Here is a 15,716-nt window from a genome sequence, read left to right as displayed (position 1 = left end):
AGGGGATAGAGTGAGTCTATCGAACGCCGAAATAGAATCAGCGGTCAATCCAAGTGACGAGGATTCCTTTGTCCTAGGTGTAAAGGATTGTATTCCAACACTGTTGGGTTACTTAAGTATTGGATTTGCTGCGGGTGTTGTTGAAAAGACGGCAGGTCTTAGCATTGCGGAGATTGCCCTGTTAAGTTTCGTTCTTTATGCTGGTTCAGCTCAATTTATTGCAGCGGGAATGATTGCCGCTAATAGTTCAACCACAGCCATTATTATTACCATTTTCTTTGTCAACGTTCGTCACATTCTACTTAGCGCGGCCCTTTCGCCTTATTTTCGCCATCTTTCACCTTTTAAGAATATGCTCATCGGAACGCTGCTTACCGATGAAACGTTTGGCGTTGCCATTAATAAAGCGGCACATAAGAGAAACATTAGTGAGAAATGGATGCACGGGCTAAATATTACAGCATGGTTAAACTGGGTGATGGCCAATATAGCCGGTGCCTATTTTGGAAATTGGATTTCAAATCCTGAAAAATTCGGGTTAGATTATGCCTTGCCGGCCATGTTTATTGGGCTTCTGGTTCTCTCGATTTTAGGTCGAAAAAAAATCAAACTGGATGTTGTCGTTGCCATCATCGCAGTGGTTATTTCTGTGGGCATTAGCTCCGTGTTTTCAAGCAGTCTTGGTGTGATTGCGGCAACAATTATTGCTTCAACGATAGGGATGGTGTTGGAAAAATGGAAGTAAGATGGGCGATTCTTTTGATTATTTTAGGAACAGCGATTGTCACATTCATTCCCAGGGTCCTGCCGCTGATGGTACTTAGCCGCTTTGAACTGCCTGAATGGGGGATACGATGGTTAAGTTTTATCCCCATTTCTGTAATGGCTGCCTTAGTAGGTCAAGAGATTCTCATGGCTGATGGGGAAATTTCGCTATCTGCTGGGAACGTTGAAATACTAGCTGCTATCCCCACCTTTTTCATTGCGATAAAGACACGCAGTTTATTAGCCACTGTTCTGACAGGAATAATATCCTTGATGATATTACGATTTTTGTTTTAAAAAATTTATTTTTTTGTCAGTAATACGATGGAAAATAGATTTTGCAACACTAAATATGCTGATTTTTTTCTTTAATGGTAAAATCGATCGTTTCAAAAGGTGAAAATAATGCATAGAAAGTGGAAGTTTTAGCTGATCATGTTGCAAGGATATTTCCATAAGACGCAGAGAACTCTGATATCAAATTATTTGTTATTCAGAGTTCTTTTTTATTTTTTCCTGTGCAGCAGCTAACTTATTACCGAAGCAGACAGCTTATTCCTTGCCTCAAGTGGACAAGCTGATTTTTGTATGGAGCAAATCATTTATTTCCTTAGTCAACAACATTTATTATCGGGAGATATCCATTGATTTTTTGGTGTTTTTTTGCTTAAGCTTAATGAGAAATGGTTGGATGAGGAGAGTGGCTATCATTTTTTATTCGATATTATTATTTATTTTTGCAGGATTGGCGGAAATTGGTGGGGGCTATTTAATTTGGTTATGGCTGAAAGAAGACAAGTCATTTTGGTTCGGAATAATCGGAGGCATCATCTTAATTCTGTATGGGATTATCCCAACACTACAAAAGTTTCCTTCTTTTGGAAGGGTATATGCTGCTTATGGGGGCGTGTTTATTTTTCTTGCGGTATTATGGGGCTGGGGTGTTGATAAAAAGGCTCCTGATACCTACGATTGGATTGGTGCAATTATTTGTTTAATTGGTGTCTCTGTTATGCTTTGGGCACCAAGACATTGATTTCTTAAAATTGATGACCAACAAGCTTGGCCATTCGCCCTTGAACGTTTTTCAATCAGTGGAGGGGGAAACTTTTAGGGTCGCCAATAGGGGGTATTGACGACCGAAAATTCTTCAAAGGATCCAGTAGCCAGCCATGAAGCATACCTTCACCACAGAAAATGTAGTTGCAATAGGAAATCTTTTTGTCTAGCAGCAAAGTGCCAAGCAATTATCACTTGCATATGCGGTAAGGCCTAGCTGGGCGTATTCATTCTAGAGGGCTGGCATGGTTCCAATTACGACAGTAGCGTCCAGTTCGTCGTAATTTGCCACCTGTGGGATTAGCCCGTTCCGAGCAAAGATCTCAACGGTTTGCATGGCTTGCTGCTGGCTAGTCTCGACCAATAGATGACCGCCGGGCGCCAACCAGAGTGGCGCCTTACTAGCCACCTTTCGCTGGACGTCCAGACCGTCCGTGCCCCCGTCGAGTGCAACCCGCGCCTCATGTTCGCGCGCCTCCTGGGGTAACAGCTTGATTGCCTCGGTAGGTACGTAGGGTGCGTTTGCGACCAGGATGTCGACGCGGCCACGCAGTTTAGATGGCAGTGGCTGATAGAGGTCTCCTTCGTACACGTTACCAACGGCGGAAGTAACGTTGCGGTGGGCACACCGCACTGAGACTGGGTCGATATCAATTGCATGCAACTCGATCCCTCCAAGAGCTGCAGCCAGCGCAACGCCCACTGCACCAGTGCCGCAGCAAAGGTCAACGACGATGGCCCCAGGCATGGCGAGAGCAGCTGCCTGGTGGACAAGAAACTCGGTGCGGCGACGGGGTACGAAGACTCCTGGCTCCACCGCTATACGTATACTGCAGAAATCCGCCCAACCAATGATGTGTTCGAGGGGAAAACCGGCTTCTCGTCGTTCCACCATGGCGGCAAGGGTGTCCGGCGTCCGTGCCTCTGAGATAAGCAACCGGGTCTCATCTTCTGCGAAAACACAACCTGCGGTCCGAAGTCTGGTGATTATACATTTTTCCATTTCGTCGTCCATATAAAAATTCATTTGCTTTCCCATTATTTCACCACCCTTGATACCTTGTTATGTTTATTATTATTGATAATTCGTTAAAAATTGTAGGAATCCTATATCAACTCTCCTAATTCTTAGACGAATAAGAAAAAAGGCGAGCTTCATCTTGAAGAATCTCACCGTTTAGCTTAATAAATATTCGTTAAGATACATCCCTACATAGCATCAATACGTTACCATCTAGGTCTTTAAAAACAAAATAAAAATCGTCCTCAATCTCTGACAATAATTCAACATTATTTTCTTTCAAAAATTGGTATGAGGCTTGAATATCATCCGTTACAAACTGAATGGATGGTACTTGATAAGTTGAAATGTTACCATTTTCATCTCTCCACTTTGGCATCGTATCTAAAATTAATCCTGCCGTACCATCCATAGGAGCATTATATAAATGACCAAAATATATTTCACCACCTTCCAAACCAAGTATTTTACTATACCATTTTTTTGCTTTCTCAAGGTCACGAACAGGAATAAACACACCACCAATACGGTTTTTTAAAGGTGTTTTTAAAGGTGTATTCACTAACAACTACCTCCTTATATAATGTAAGCTATATATTAATTATCGAAAATTCTGATAATTCTTTTTAAACTGTTCAACTGCTACCTTTAGTTGAAGAAAAAAACGCGACACCTTCTTATTGGAAATATTGTATTTCTTTTACATGTTTCCGGTATTTTATCTAATTATCCATTATCAGGACCAGCGTTGTAAATGAAGAAATGATTTTATCCATCTAAAGTTATTCAATAACCTTGTAAATGAAAAAGGAAAATCCAACAACGATAGAGAAATTTAATGGGAAACAAGTAAAAATTTTTACAGGAAAATAAGCTGAAAAATTTTTAGAAAGGATAAGAGAGGCTTAAGATAACAAAGTAGGACAATTGCTATTGGCGAAGATTACTGGAATTTCAAAAGAGGAAATGAAGGTACAGTGAACACGGAGAATATTAAAAGAGAAGGTGTTTGATTGATGAATCATAATGTACTGCGTCTGTATGATTACAATGTTTGGGCGAATCGTCGGGTATTTAACCATTTAAAGGAATTGCCAAGTGAAATATATCGCCAGGAAGTAAAAAGTGTGTTTCCAAATTTGGAAGAGGTCATCGGCCATCTTTTTAAAACAGATATCGTTTGGTTATGTGCCATGTCAGATAAAAGCTATGAAGACATACAGCAGCTAGTTGGAAGGTATTCTGAAGAGATGAAAAATCAGAATATCGAAGAAGTGGAAAGAACGTACTTGGAATTTTCCAAGCAATATGTAGATTTTCTAAGTAGCCAAGAGGATTTAGATGCCAGTAAAACGATTACCCATCCCATGTATGGCAAACTGAAAACGAGCCTTTCTGAATTGGTGCAGCATGTCGTAAATCATGGTACCTATCATAGGGGGAATATAACAGCAATGGTGCGGCAAATGGGTTATCCCGGTCCGTCGACAGATTTTATTTTTTACTTGTATGAAAAACAAGGTGAACCATCATTGTAGGTAAATGAACGGACTTCTATTTGAGGGAAGTCCGTTTCTGTTACAAAAGTAGGTGTACTCAAAGCCGTTCGGCTTATTTTCAGAGGGATCCCAATGGAAATGCGAACAAAGATGGGCCCAGTGCGTATTTCAATCGTGAGTTTAATATTTATTGATTTAACGGGTCTTACATTAACGGTATCCAAATTTCAGAGTAATAATCAGGACTTGATGGGTCTCCGTCAGAGTATACTTCCATTTCGGGAGTGCCAGCATGCTGATAGTGACTGGATGGGAACCATTCTGAGAAGATTTGTTTCCATGCTTGCTGAATGGCATCGGGCATTGGTCCGTGAACTTCGAATACACCCCATTTCGATGCAGGGATTTCTAGCTGCAATAAACCATCGGGCGCGTCACCATCATTTTCTGCAGCAATCCAATAATCCATTAATTGCGATCCTTGGTCCCGTTTATCCACACATACCCCGACTACGCCTTTAATTTGACCATTATTCAACTTAAATAATAGGTCGTTGGTGCCATCTACGTGAACGTCATTCCACATTTTTGGTATTGCTATTAAATTCTCGCCATTGACACATGAAAACTCCCGCTTAACTCCAACTACTTGAAAACTTTCTCTTTCGACAATTTTGTAATTCATAGGATCTGCTCCTTTCAGACTCACCTGAATCACCAGGCGGTTATAAGATTTCATTTTTCCAGAATGATTCCTTGCTTGACTAGGTGTAAGGCCATGCTGTCGGCGAAATGCTTTCGTAAATGCCTCGGGAGTGTCATAGCCATATTTAAGGGCGATATCAATGATTTTACTGCTTGTATTGTAGAGTTCTTGGGCAGCAAGAGATAAACGTCTGCGGCGGATATATTCCCCTACAGTTATATCCGTTAAGATTGAAAAAGTACGTTGAAAGTGAAATGCCGAAACATTTGCCTGTTTTGCAATACTTTCAATGGAAATCTGTTCTAGTAAATGTTCCTCTATATATTCAATTGCCTTCTGTAAAGATTCAACCCAGCCTATATCGCTCACTCCTTAATTTCATATTAACAGTCATCCAAAGTGAAATCCTGTCAATTTGTGCTTTGCTTGAACAGGTTTCTCTTAGCTGTATTTTTGCCCTATTTTACTAGATTTGTCCAACCTGGGAAAAATGCTAGGGTAAATATTTCAGCTTAGTATGGTTCAGTCACTGTTTTTATTCATTAAATTTTTTAATTTCTCTTCTGTTGCGGAGCCTTCTATTGGCGTATAGATGCTGAGTCGTAAATCATTATCCCCTTGTAACTGAAGCGAGGTTAAATTAAAAAGCATTTTTCTTGCCTTGGCATGTCTTAATTCAATTTGAACATCTGGAGCAGTACTAACCTGGCTATCAAGCCAAAGCGTCTGGAATTCTTGGTGATGCTCACTCATCTCCTCAATAAATTGTTTGTACCAGTCTTCTCCGACATATTGGCCGTAGTATACACGAAAAATGGCGAGAAATCCTTTGACAAAGTGCTCCCAATTGACAGCTAGTGACCGTAGCTCTTTTCTTTCAAACACTAAGCGAATTAAGTTTCGCTCTTCCACTGGGACCTGTTCAAAATCGAGAAAAACATGGGTTGCCGCCTGATTCCAACCGATAATTTGACAATAACGGTCGGTTACAACAGTTGGACAATACTTCAATTCCTTGAGGATTTTCTCTAAAGAAGGACTGATTTTTGGTTGTTCCACTGATTTCATAGTGCTTATTACGTGTGTATCCAATGCTAAATCATATAAATATTTCCGTTCATCATTGGTTAATTGTAAGGCGGTAGCTATGCAATCTAGCACAACAGAGGAAACCTTTATATCTCTTCCTTGCTCTAACCAGGTATACCAAGTAGTACTGACACCTGCTAACTGGGCCACTTCCTCTCTCCTAAGACCTGGAGTTCTTCTTCGGATTCCTGTGGGCAATCCAACAGATTCTGGTTGGATTTTGGAACGTTTAGATTTTAAAAAATCTGAAAGGGCAGCTAATCTCGTGTGGTTATTCAAGCCCGATCCCTCCAAACATGGTGGTATTTATACTAGTATAAACCATAACTTGTAATAGGATAACTATGAAGTAAAATAGGAGTAACACGGTAAAGGAGGAAGAGAGGATGGAGAGAGTAGTCATTACAGGAATGGGCGTTATTTCACCACTCGGCAATGATGTTGCAACATTCTGGGGGAATTTAATCGAAGGAAAATCCGGCATTTCTACCATTGATAGATTTGATACGACACAGCATAAAACGAAAATTGCAGGGCTTGTGAAGAATTTTGACGCCAATACCTTATTAGGTCGTAAGGAGGCGAGAAGATTAGACCCATTTTGTCATTTTGCGATAGCTGCAGCAGAACAAGCATGGAATCAATCGGGGCTAGACCACCAGACGATTGATTCAGAACGATTTGGTGTCTATGTTGGCTCAGGAATAGGCGGGATTGAAACCTTAATCAATAATATGGATTCGTTGCGTGCAAGAGGACCAAGAAAAGTCAGCCCAATGTTGGTGCCCGCAATCATCTCTAATATGGCTGCAGCACAAATTAGCATAAAATATCAGGCAATGGGACCTAGCATGTCACCTGTAACAGCTTGTTCCATCGGAAATACCGCAATTGGCGAAGCGTTTCGCTTGATCCGCTATGGCGGAGCAGATGTCATGTTTGCCGGTGGGGCCGAATCGGCAATCACGGAGTTATCGTTAGCTAGTTTTGAGAATGCGACTGCTTTATCCACGAGGAATGACGAACCTGCAAGATCGAGCCGGCCATTTGATGCGAATCGCGATGGATTTGTCATGGCAGAAGGTGCTGGTATCTTAATTTTAGAATCGTTATCGCATGCAGTAGCGAGGAATGCACCGATTTTTGCAGAAGTAATTGGGTATGGTGCTAGTTCCGATGCCTATCATATGGTAGCCTCACATCCAGAAGGAAAAGGGGCGTATCTAGCGATGAAAACTGCGTTACGTGATGCCGCCCTTTCTCCAAATGAGATTGATGTTATTAGCGCGCATGCAACAAGTACGGAAGTAGGTGATCGTTCCGAAACAGAAGCAATTAAGAGGCTGTTTGGAACTGAAGCCAATCAAGTTCCGATTACAGCAAACAAGTCGATGACCGGCCATATGTTAGGTGCAGCGGGTGGAGTCGAAGCAATAGCCTTAATAAAAAGCATCGAAGCAGGAATCATTCCGCCAACAATCAATCAAGAACAACCGGATCCTTCATGCGATTTAGATTATGTTCCCAATACTGCGCGTGAGGCAAAACTACAAATTGGCTTATCCAATTCTTTTGGCTTCGGCGGCCACAATGCCGTCATTGTTTTTAAAAAATTTCTCTAAGTAAAAGAATCCTAGATAACAATGGTAAAACAGTGAATATGATTGGAATATTAAAAAGGTTAATGACAATTTAGACATTAGTGGAATTTGTAGAGAAACATCAACCACACGAAGCAGCAGATTTGGTTGTAGATGGAACAAAGGTAGACTATTTAAGGAATGTGTGTATGCTGGGATAGTTTAGTCGCATCCGTTACTCACGGGTTTATCAACTGGAAACCGCCAGAATGGGTCAGTCATTATAGCTATTCTCTTTTAAAAAGGCTCTTTTTCTAAAAATTGTTACTTTTATTGAAACGAAAGGACGATTTGCCCATTACCCTTCAACTCGCTGATATATCATTAAAAGTCGCTGATAAAGGTAACCTATTCGCTGATAAAACCATAAAAGTCGCTGATAAATGAAACCTATTCGCTGATAAACCATTTAAAATCGTGGATAAGCTGAATATAGCAAAACCTTTTAGAGAAAAATTGGTGGAATTCGCCTTTAAAATCATGAAGCGAAAAAAATTACCATCTTAATTAAAGAAATTAGGCAAATTTATAAGAAAAGCAACAGTTTTAACGAAAATAGCCTTTAAATGAATGATTTTACTCCTGCACTGGAGATTCTTGAAAAAACAGTGTGAAATAATTTTGAATATTATTACATTTAATTTTATACTGTTTTTAATTGCACTAATAAGAGTCTCTGATTCAATAACAATGCAAGAACCTAAGTGACCGGAATACATAGGTAGTAGAAGGGGGTAACGTTTCATGAAATCTGCATTAATACTAGGTGGAACACAATTTGTTGGAAAAAGGTTAGTCCAATTATTATTAGAGGAAGGGATTGAAGTGACAATCGCTACGAGGGGAATGACCTCCGATTCCTTCGGTGATCATGTATCAAGATTGAAAATCAGTCGCGAAGATGCTGATTCTTTACAACAAGCGTTTAGAGATAAGAAGTGGGATGTTGTCTTTGATCAAACATGCTATTCGTCTCAAGAAGCTTTAGATACGCTGAAGGCATTAGCTGGAAAAATTAAAAAATACGTGTTTACTTCCAGTCAGGCCGTCTACGATTTTGGAACAAATCATAAGGAAGAAAACTTTGATGCACTTGAGTATCAGCCAACGTTAAAAAATAGAAAAGAGTACTCAGGCTATGTTGGATACCAGGAAGCAAAGCGAGCAGCTGAAGCGATTCTTTTTCAAAATGCAAAAGTTCCAGTTGTGGCCGTCCGCTTCCCAATCATTGTTGGAAAAGATGATTATACCAATCGGTTGAAATTCCACGTTGAGCATGTAAAAGAAGAGAAAGCTATGTTCATTGAAAATCCTGACTTACGATATAGCTTTATCGATTCAGAAGAGGCAGCAAAGTTTTTATTTAGTATGGCAAAGTCCGATTATCAGGGAGCTATTAATCCAGGCTCAAAAGAAGATATTAGTTTAAGCGAATTAGTGGTGTTAATCGAGGATTTATCTGAAACAAAGGCAATCTTTCATGTAGATGGAGACCCGTCTCCTTATAATTTGCCTGGATCGTGGTCAGTCGATATTCATCGTGCGCAGTCATTAGGGTACCAGTTTACATCACTAGATCAATTGTTGGACCAATTAATTCACCACTATTTGCAGGAGTAACCCCATAACTGATTTGAAAAAAAGTGGGGATACCTGAGATGAAATAGGAAAAAATCTTTCATGACGTAACTGCCCCCAACAAATTAAGTGAACTTTTTATTACAAGTTTTAAATATTCATTTTTTCTTAATATAATAGTATAAAATGAGGATTGGGGAGAAAGTGAGTACTTTCTCCTATAAATACAGATTGATTGTGAAAATGGTAACAAACTTTCCGTTCAACTAAGAGTTGGCTTAATAAAATAATTTGCTTGGAGCTGGTGACTGAGATGGAGAAAAAGAAAGTTGTCATTATTGGTGGAGGAATTACCGGTTTAGCAACCGCGTATTATCTTCAAAAAGAAATAAAAGAGAAGGCTTTACCACTAGAAGTAAAGCTGTTTGAAGCAAGTAACCGTTTTGGCGGTGTGATTAACACAGTGAAAAAAGACGGCTTTATTGTTGAAAAAGGCCCCGATTCCATTCTCGCACGGAAAGCAAGTGCACTAAAATTAATTAAAGAAGTAGGACTAGAAGATAAAGTTGTGTCGAATACAGCAGGAAAATCTTATATTTATGCAAGGGGTAAGATCCATTCCATGCCTGAGGGGGCTTTCATGGGGATTCCGACCCAAGTTACTCCTTTTGCACTTTCAGGTCTCTTTTCTCCACTTGGAAAACTAAGAGCTGCAGGTGATTTTATTTTACCAAGAGGAAAAGAAAAGGCCGATCAATCCCTTGGTGAGTTTTTTAGAAGAAGGCTGGGAGATGAAATAGTCGATAACCTAATTGATCCGCTGCTATCAGGAATTTATGCAGGGGACATCGACCGGTTAAGCTTAATGTCATTGTTTCCTATGTTCTATCATATGGAGCAAAAACATCGAAGTCTTGTACTTGGATTGAAAAAAACAATGCCGGCCCCACCTAAAGCAGCGAAAAAGGAACCTTCAAGAAAAGGAATGTTTATTTCCTTATCAACCGGTCTTGAATCTTTGGTTGATGAAGTGGTAAGACAAATGGAAGACGGTACTGCTATCAAAGGAACACCTGTTGATAAAATAGTAAAAGAGGAGAATCACTATCATATTACACTAGCAAATGGAACGGTCGAACAGGCTGATAGCGTGGTCATTGCAACGGAACATTTCCATGCCCAAAAGATGCTTTCTGATTATCCGTTCATGAGCACGTTTGATGATATGCCGTCCTATTCAGTAGCGAACGTGGCGATGGCGTTCCCTAAGTCCGCAATCAAACAGGATATCGAAGGAACAGGATTTTTAGTGTCTAGGAATAGTGATTTTAGAATTACAGCCTGTACATGGACTCATAAAAAATGGCCAGGTACGACACCAAAGGAAATGGCATTATTACGCTGTTATGTTGGAAAACCGAATGATCAAGCTGCGGTCGATTTATCTGATGAGGAAATTATTTCGATTGCATTAAGGGACTTGAATAAAACAATGAACATTACTGATAAGCCATTGTTTCATATTATCACAAGATGGAAACAGGCAATGCCCCAATATAATGTCGGTCATATTGAGCGGATGAAAAACGTAAAAGAATCCCTCGCTAAGGAATTGCCTGGGGTATTCCTTGCCGGAGGCTCCTATGAGGGTGTAGGTATTCCGGACTGTATTGATCAAGGAGAATCAGCTGTAAAAAAAGTTCTGGAATTTTTGCGATAATCTTGAAGGAAGATTTTAACAGGGGTAAGGTATAGTTCATTTTAGAATGGAAGTGGTTTAGTTAAATTTAAACCGGAAAAAACTAATCAAACGTTTGATTGAATCGACGAAAGCCTTGGTATATAGGATTTTTGGGGATTAATCAAACGTTTGATTGAATTTAAAAGGGGAGCAATAATTCCTACTCTATTTAGGAAGTTCCTTGTAGGCCATCTTCAGAATGATGTCCTTGTGTTGCGGATACTTTTGTAAAAGATCGTCTTGGGTAAATAATTCAAAGTCTTGGAATTCAAAACCAGGAGAAACCATGCAGCCAACTAGTGAGCATGTATCTTTTTCCAGCACGGAGGAACCAAAGATTGAATTTTTAGGAACCAAAGCTTGAGGTACTTCGCCCTCTTCTACATTCATACCTAATTTCATTTCCTCATATTCTCCATTTTCATGAATGACATGAACGGTTAATGGACTTCCAGCATGGTAATACCATAATTCTTCAGATTTCAGACGATGAAAGTGGGAAATATTATTAGACGTTAATAAAAAGTAAATACTCGTATAAAGTTTGCGTTGACCTTCGAAAGTTACACTTAACTCTTTGTCAGAAATTTGTTCCCCAGATGAATAGGTGCTTTTGTAATAGCCGCCTTCTGGATGCGGAACAAGTCCTAGTTTTGCTACCCAAGAATCTAATTCACTTATATGCATGGCAAAAATCCTCTCACGATAATGTCGATTAAATTATAAACTAAACCTAAAAGAATGTCCGTTAGTACAGTCGTTGAGTATAACTTTCTTGAAGTCTTTCCGCAATTGTCTCAGCACTGGTATTAGGGAGCTTAGCGTGTTCAAATAGAATCTTGGCAGCAGATGGTAATGTATCTTGATTAATCCAAGAGCTTGGTTCCCATAATCCTGAGCGTTTAAAGGCTTTCGCACAGTGGATGAAACATTCCTCTACTTCAACACCTATCCCTAAGAGAGGCTTTCGTCCATTAACAGCCATTTGCTCTAGAAGTTCATCATCTTTTACCAACGTGGCTTTCCCGTTAATTCTAAGAGTTTCCCCAAGTCCAGGAATGAAGAAAACAAGACCAACTCTTGGATTCGATAATATATTACGCATAGAGTCCATTCTTTTATTTCCGGTCCTTTCGGGAATCATTAATCGTTTTTCATCTAACACAAGGACAAAGCCAGGCGAATCCCCCCGTGGAGAGACATCACAAAAACCCGAACTATCAGAAGTGGAAATAACTAAAAATGGAGACTTTGAAATAAAATCAGAACAATAATGGTCTAAATAGGTGATTACCTTATTTTTTACTAATTCACTTGGAAAACCCATGATTGAACGTAATTCTTCTTCGGTTTCAACAGCAAGCTTAAATTTTTCGCTGTGTTCCAAACTATCTTCACTCCCCTAGTTTTTTCGAAAATCAGAAATTATATCGCTGAATTTTGATAACTGTCTAGCTCCAGCGCCAGGGGGATCGAGGTCATATGCCAATCCGGCAAGGAGGTTAAAAAGCAACCTCTCACTGCCTCGTCCTATTCTTGTATCCCTTTGGCTAGGCGCTTCAGCTTTTCTCATTAACCTGTAATCACTCTTTCTTTTGGATAATTATATTTTGATTTCTTTTTATTGCCACCAATAATAAATAAGAAGGAAGTTAAACCGATTCTTCCAATGAACATCAAAATCATCAGAATGCTTTTCCCAAAAATACTGAGATCCGGGGTAATCCCAGTAGACATGCCTACTGTACCGAAGGCAGAGCAAACCTCAAAAAAAATAGCAATAAGCTGATGCTGTTTATCAGAAACGCTTAAAGCGACAACCGAAATAAAGCACATGACAAGGGCTAAAAACGTAATCGCCAATGACTTCAAAATATCATCTGGATGAAGCTCACGATTAAAGATTTTGATCTCACGATTTCCTCTCGCAAAATGAAAAACAAATAACATATTTAGAGCAAATGTTGTCGTCCGGATTCCCCCGCCTACAGAGTTTGGAGAACCACCAATAAACATAAAAATACTCATAACCAATAGGGTCGGCATCGAAAAATCGTTAATATCCATTGTTGTGATCCCGGCACTTCTCGTCGTTGTTGCTTGGAAAAAGGCGTAGAAGAACGATTTATGCCAAGTCATATCCTTAAAGTAGTGGTTGAATTCAATTAGAAAAATAAGGATTGTCCCTAAAACGAGAAGAATTCCATACGTTGACGTCGCCAGCTTTGTAAATAATGAAAAACGGAAAGGGTGTACAGGCTCCGTCTTTTTCCTAAATAAATATGCCTTCACTTCAATTAATACCGGGAACCCTATGGCGCCAAGAATAATTTGTATGATATTTATCAGTTGCACAAAATAATCACTAGCATAAGGAGCATGAGACTGGCCGGTTATATCCATTCCAGCATTTGTTGTCGCACTAACAGATGCAAACAAGCCGTGAAGAAAAGCATCACTCCAGGTCGGATAATATTTCAAGAAATGGAACCCGAGAATGGCTCCCCCTACAAGCTCAATAAGGAGAATCATCTTAATGATTTCTTTCACTAGTACAACGAGTCCGGATAATGCGAACTGATTATTGTCAACCATTATGAGACGTCGTTCACGTAATCCAATTTTTCGGCCCAAAAGCATCCAAAAAAAAGTGCTAATGGCCATAATGCCAATACCCGCGAATTGCAATACAATCATAATGACAAAATACCCAAATGTGCTATATGTATTCGATATATCAAATACAGTCAGACCTGTGTCACTAACCACACTGACAGCTGTAAAGACTGTATCAATAAATGCCACTTTGACCCCGGGTTTATGGACAGCAGGGATGCAAAATAATAGAATTGATATTGTTACAGCAAGTAAATAATATCCTGTAATAACCTGGGCAGGTGACAGTTTTTCCATCCAAGCTCGTACTTTATCCCACATGGTTACATTTCCCTTCAATTTTTTTCATTTCTCCTATCATAATTAATATTGAATATTTTTGAAAGGAATATTTTGAAAAACTTGGAGGCAATTTATTATTTGTCACTCCAGTGCCACCTTTCTGCTGGTTGGAAACTTAGAACAAACAAATTCAATTTTATAGGTGAATTTTTTTTATCAATAGGAATAAAGACGAAAGCATTTATGAAGTCAAGAAAAGTATTGTTGAAATGATCGCAATACATCAGTATTGTTAATCAAATGCTGGAAAATACTTTTAATATAATGATAAAAGTGAGGGTTGTCTGTGGGGGACATTACATCTTATGTGGATCAGTATGGATACATAGTGTTATTTATCGCGCTAACACTTGAATTACTTGCCCTGCCATTACCGGGAGAACTCATTATGAGTTATGCAGGGTTTCTTGTCTATCAAGGACACTTGGGATGGTTCACAAGTATTTTGGTAGCTGGTATGGGGAGTTTAGTCGGCATGACGATAAGTTATTGGCTTGGTTTAAAATTTGGTTCAGTTTTTTTTGAAAAATATGGCAAGAGATTTCACATGGGACCAGAACGAATAGAAAGTACATCAAGATGGTTTGGTAAGTTTGGGAATAAATTACTTATTGTTGCTTACTTTATCCCTGGCATAAGACATTTTACTGGCTATTTTTCAGGGATTACGAGACTTAGGTTTAGTACATACGCTTTATTTGCCTATAGTGGTGCATTTATCTGGGTTTCCACGTTTATTTCCATCGGGAAAATTCTAGGGCCAAAATGGGATCAATTTCATACCTCAATAAAAAAATACCTGTTAATTGGCGTGATTATAGTTTTGTGCATTTTGGTCGTTGTTTATCTGTACCGGACGAAGAAAGAACAAATTAAAGGTACAGCTATTTTAGCGATTAGCCGTGTGATGAAATTATTTAGGTCAAGGAAGCGAACAGGGATATTTATTGTCTGCACTGCTGTGATCACACTTGTGCTTAGCGTTCTAATGATTGAAATTATTCGAAGTTTTTTATCTAATGAATTTCAAGAATTTGATGAAACAATTACCTATTTTGTTCCGGCAACCTTTGATAAACATTGGACTACTTTTATGCAGACCTTCTTTTATATGGGCACCTCTAGAGTTCTATTTTGCGTATGTTTTTTTACATTAATATGGATCTTATGGAAGGGTAGGAACAAAGTTCTTGAAACATTGGCATGGCTGCTTATCGTTTCAGGAGGAGAATTATTTGAAGTAAGCTTAAGAAGTATTTTTCATAGCTGGGCTGCTATTAATAAAACTTCGGCAGAACGATTGATCGATAAATTTCCAAGTGAACAGTCGTTAATGGTATTTGTCATTTATGGCTTTGCTATTTTTGTGTTCATACGATACACCCGTCATGTACGATTTCATACAGCAGCCGTTGCAGGGGCCCTACTTTTATTACTGCTTATAGCAGTTAGCCGTATCTTTTTTGGTGTTCAACACCCTAGTGATATCGTAGCAGGATATGTATTTGGCGGGGTTTGGTTAAGCTTAAATATCCTTGTGTTAGAAATATTTCGTTTGGTGCAAAATGTCTACATCGAAGACAAAGAAAATGGATCAGTTTAGGTCCAGTCACCAAAACTTCTAAAAACCAAGAAAGATTGGCGCGAGAAGCCAATCTTT

Annotated in this window: 15 protein-coding genes; 8 read left to right on the top strand and 7 right to left on the bottom strand. The window is 39.2% G+C overall.

Annotation, left to right across the window (positions count from 1 at the left end; translation table 11 throughout):
• The first annotated feature begins 10 nt into the window (after positions 1 to 10).
• From M5A78_RS12445 to M5A78_RS12435, 3 genes are all read left to right on the top strand, one after another.
• A complete protein-coding gene (locus tag M5A78_RS12445) occupies positions 11 to 745 on the top strand; it encodes an AzlC family ABC transporter permease (RefSeq protein WP_248735591.1) in 735 nt (244 codons plus the stop codon).
• The gene (locus M5A78_RS12440) at positions 736 to 1,062 is read left to right on the top strand and encodes an AzlD domain-containing protein (protein ID WP_248735590.1); all 327 of its coding nucleotides are present in this window, start codon (positions 736 to 738) and stop codon (positions 1,060 to 1,062) included. Before M5A78_RS12445 ends, M5A78_RS12440 begins: the two co-directional genes overlap by 10 nt.
• A gap of 412 nt (positions 1,063 to 1,474) precedes the next feature.
• Complete coding sequence (locus M5A78_RS12435) at positions 1,475 to 1,801, top strand: YnfA family protein (protein WP_248735651.1); 327 nt, start codon at positions 1,475 to 1,477, stop codon at positions 1,799 to 1,801.
• Between the two features lie 255 nt (positions 1,802 to 2,056).
• On the opposite strand, the gene M5A78_RS12430 is transcribed toward M5A78_RS12435, so the two are convergent.
• Both M5A78_RS12430 and M5A78_RS12425 read right to left on the bottom strand, forming a co-directional pair.
• Positions 2,057 to 2,839, bottom strand: coding sequence for a putative protein N(5)-glutamine methyltransferase (locus M5A78_RS12430; protein ID WP_248735650.1), 783 nt, complete (start codon positions 2,837 to 2,839; stop codon positions 2,057 to 2,059).
• A gap of 181 nt (positions 2,840 to 3,020) precedes the next feature.
• On the bottom strand, positions 3,021 to 3,407 hold the full coding sequence (locus M5A78_RS12425) for a VOC family protein (RefSeq protein ID WP_248735589.1): 387 nt from the start codon (positions 3,405 to 3,407) through the stop codon (positions 3,021 to 3,023).
• Positions 3,408 to 3,861: 454 nt separating this feature from the next.
• Here M5A78_RS12425 and M5A78_RS12420 point away from each other — a divergent pair, with 454 nt between their 5' ends.
• The gene (locus M5A78_RS12420) at positions 3,862 to 4,383 is read left to right on the top strand and encodes a DinB family protein (protein ID WP_248735588.1); all 522 of its coding nucleotides are present in this window, start codon (positions 3,862 to 3,864) and stop codon (positions 4,381 to 4,383) included.
• Between the two features lie 166 nt (positions 4,384 to 4,549).
• On the opposite strand, the gene M5A78_RS12415 is transcribed toward M5A78_RS12420, so the two are convergent.
• Together M5A78_RS12415 and M5A78_RS12410 are read right to left on the bottom strand one after the other, a co-directional pair.
• Positions 4,550 to 5,410, bottom strand: a complete 861-nt coding sequence (locus M5A78_RS12415; RefSeq protein WP_248735649.1) for an AraC family transcriptional regulator — start codon at positions 5,408 to 5,410, stop codon at positions 4,550 to 4,552.
• Positions 5,411 to 5,572: 162 nt separating this feature from the next.
• Positions 5,573 to 6,418 (bottom strand): helix-turn-helix transcriptional regulator, encoded by an 846-nt coding sequence (locus tag M5A78_RS12410; protein ID WP_248735587.1) that lies wholly within the window; start codon positions 6,416 to 6,418, stop codon positions 5,573 to 5,575.
• Between the two features lie 107 nt (positions 6,419 to 6,525).
• Between M5A78_RS12410 and fabF the strand changes: the two genes are divergently transcribed.
• From fabF to hemY, 3 genes are all read left to right on the top strand, one after another.
• Complete coding sequence (gene fabF, locus M5A78_RS12405; protein ID WP_248735586.1) at positions 6,526 to 7,761, top strand: beta-ketoacyl-ACP synthase II; 1,236 nt, start codon at positions 6,526 to 6,528, stop codon at positions 7,759 to 7,761.
• Positions 7,762 to 8,523: 762 nt separating this feature from the next.
• Positions 8,524 to 9,399 carry an NAD-dependent epimerase/dehydratase family protein gene (locus M5A78_RS12400; protein WP_248735585.1) on the top strand — a complete coding sequence of 292 codons (876 nt, stop codon included), beginning with the start codon at positions 8,524 to 8,526 and terminating at the stop codon, positions 9,397 to 9,399.
• Positions 9,400 to 9,670: 271 nt separating this feature from the next.
• Positions 9,671 to 11,077, top strand: coding sequence for a protoporphyrinogen oxidase (gene hemY, locus M5A78_RS12395; RefSeq protein ID WP_248735584.1), 1,407 nt, complete (start codon positions 9,671 to 9,673; stop codon positions 11,075 to 11,077).
• A 186-nt stretch (positions 11,078 to 11,263) separates the two neighbouring features.
• Here hemY and M5A78_RS12390 read toward each other — a convergent pair whose 3' ends face one another.
• From M5A78_RS12390 to M5A78_RS12380, 3 genes are all read right to left on the bottom strand, one after another.
• Positions 11,264 to 11,785 carry a cupin domain-containing protein gene (locus tag M5A78_RS12390; protein ID WP_248735583.1) on the bottom strand — a complete coding sequence of 174 codons (522 nt, stop codon included), beginning with the start codon at positions 11,783 to 11,785 and terminating at the stop codon, positions 11,264 to 11,266.
• A 61-nt stretch (positions 11,786 to 11,846) separates the two neighbouring features.
• On the bottom strand, positions 11,847 to 12,485 hold the full coding sequence (locus M5A78_RS12385; RefSeq protein WP_264760457.1) for a pyridoxamine 5'-phosphate oxidase family protein: 639 nt from the start codon (positions 12,483 to 12,485) through the stop codon (positions 11,847 to 11,849).
• Positions 12,486 to 12,670: 185 nt separating this feature from the next.
• Positions 12,671 to 14,035, bottom strand: a complete 1,365-nt coding sequence (locus tag M5A78_RS12380; RefSeq protein ID WP_248735647.1) for a TrkH family potassium uptake protein — start codon at positions 14,033 to 14,035, stop codon at positions 12,671 to 12,673.
• Positions 14,036 to 14,342: 307 nt separating this feature from the next.
• On the opposite strand from M5A78_RS12380, the gene M5A78_RS12375 reads away from it, so the two are divergent.
• Complete coding sequence (locus M5A78_RS12375; protein WP_248735582.1) at positions 14,343 to 15,659, top strand: VTT domain-containing protein; 1,317 nt, start codon at positions 14,343 to 14,345, stop codon at positions 15,657 to 15,659.
• The last annotated feature ends 57 nt before the right edge of the window (positions 15,660 to 15,716 follow it).

This window comes from Neobacillus rhizosphaerae, assembly GCF_937468385.1.
Classification (GTDB): domain Bacteria; phylum Bacillota; class Bacilli; order Bacillales; family Cytobacillaceae; genus Neobacillus; species Neobacillus rhizosphaerae.
This window is presented reverse-complemented; position numbering and strand designations above follow the sequence as displayed.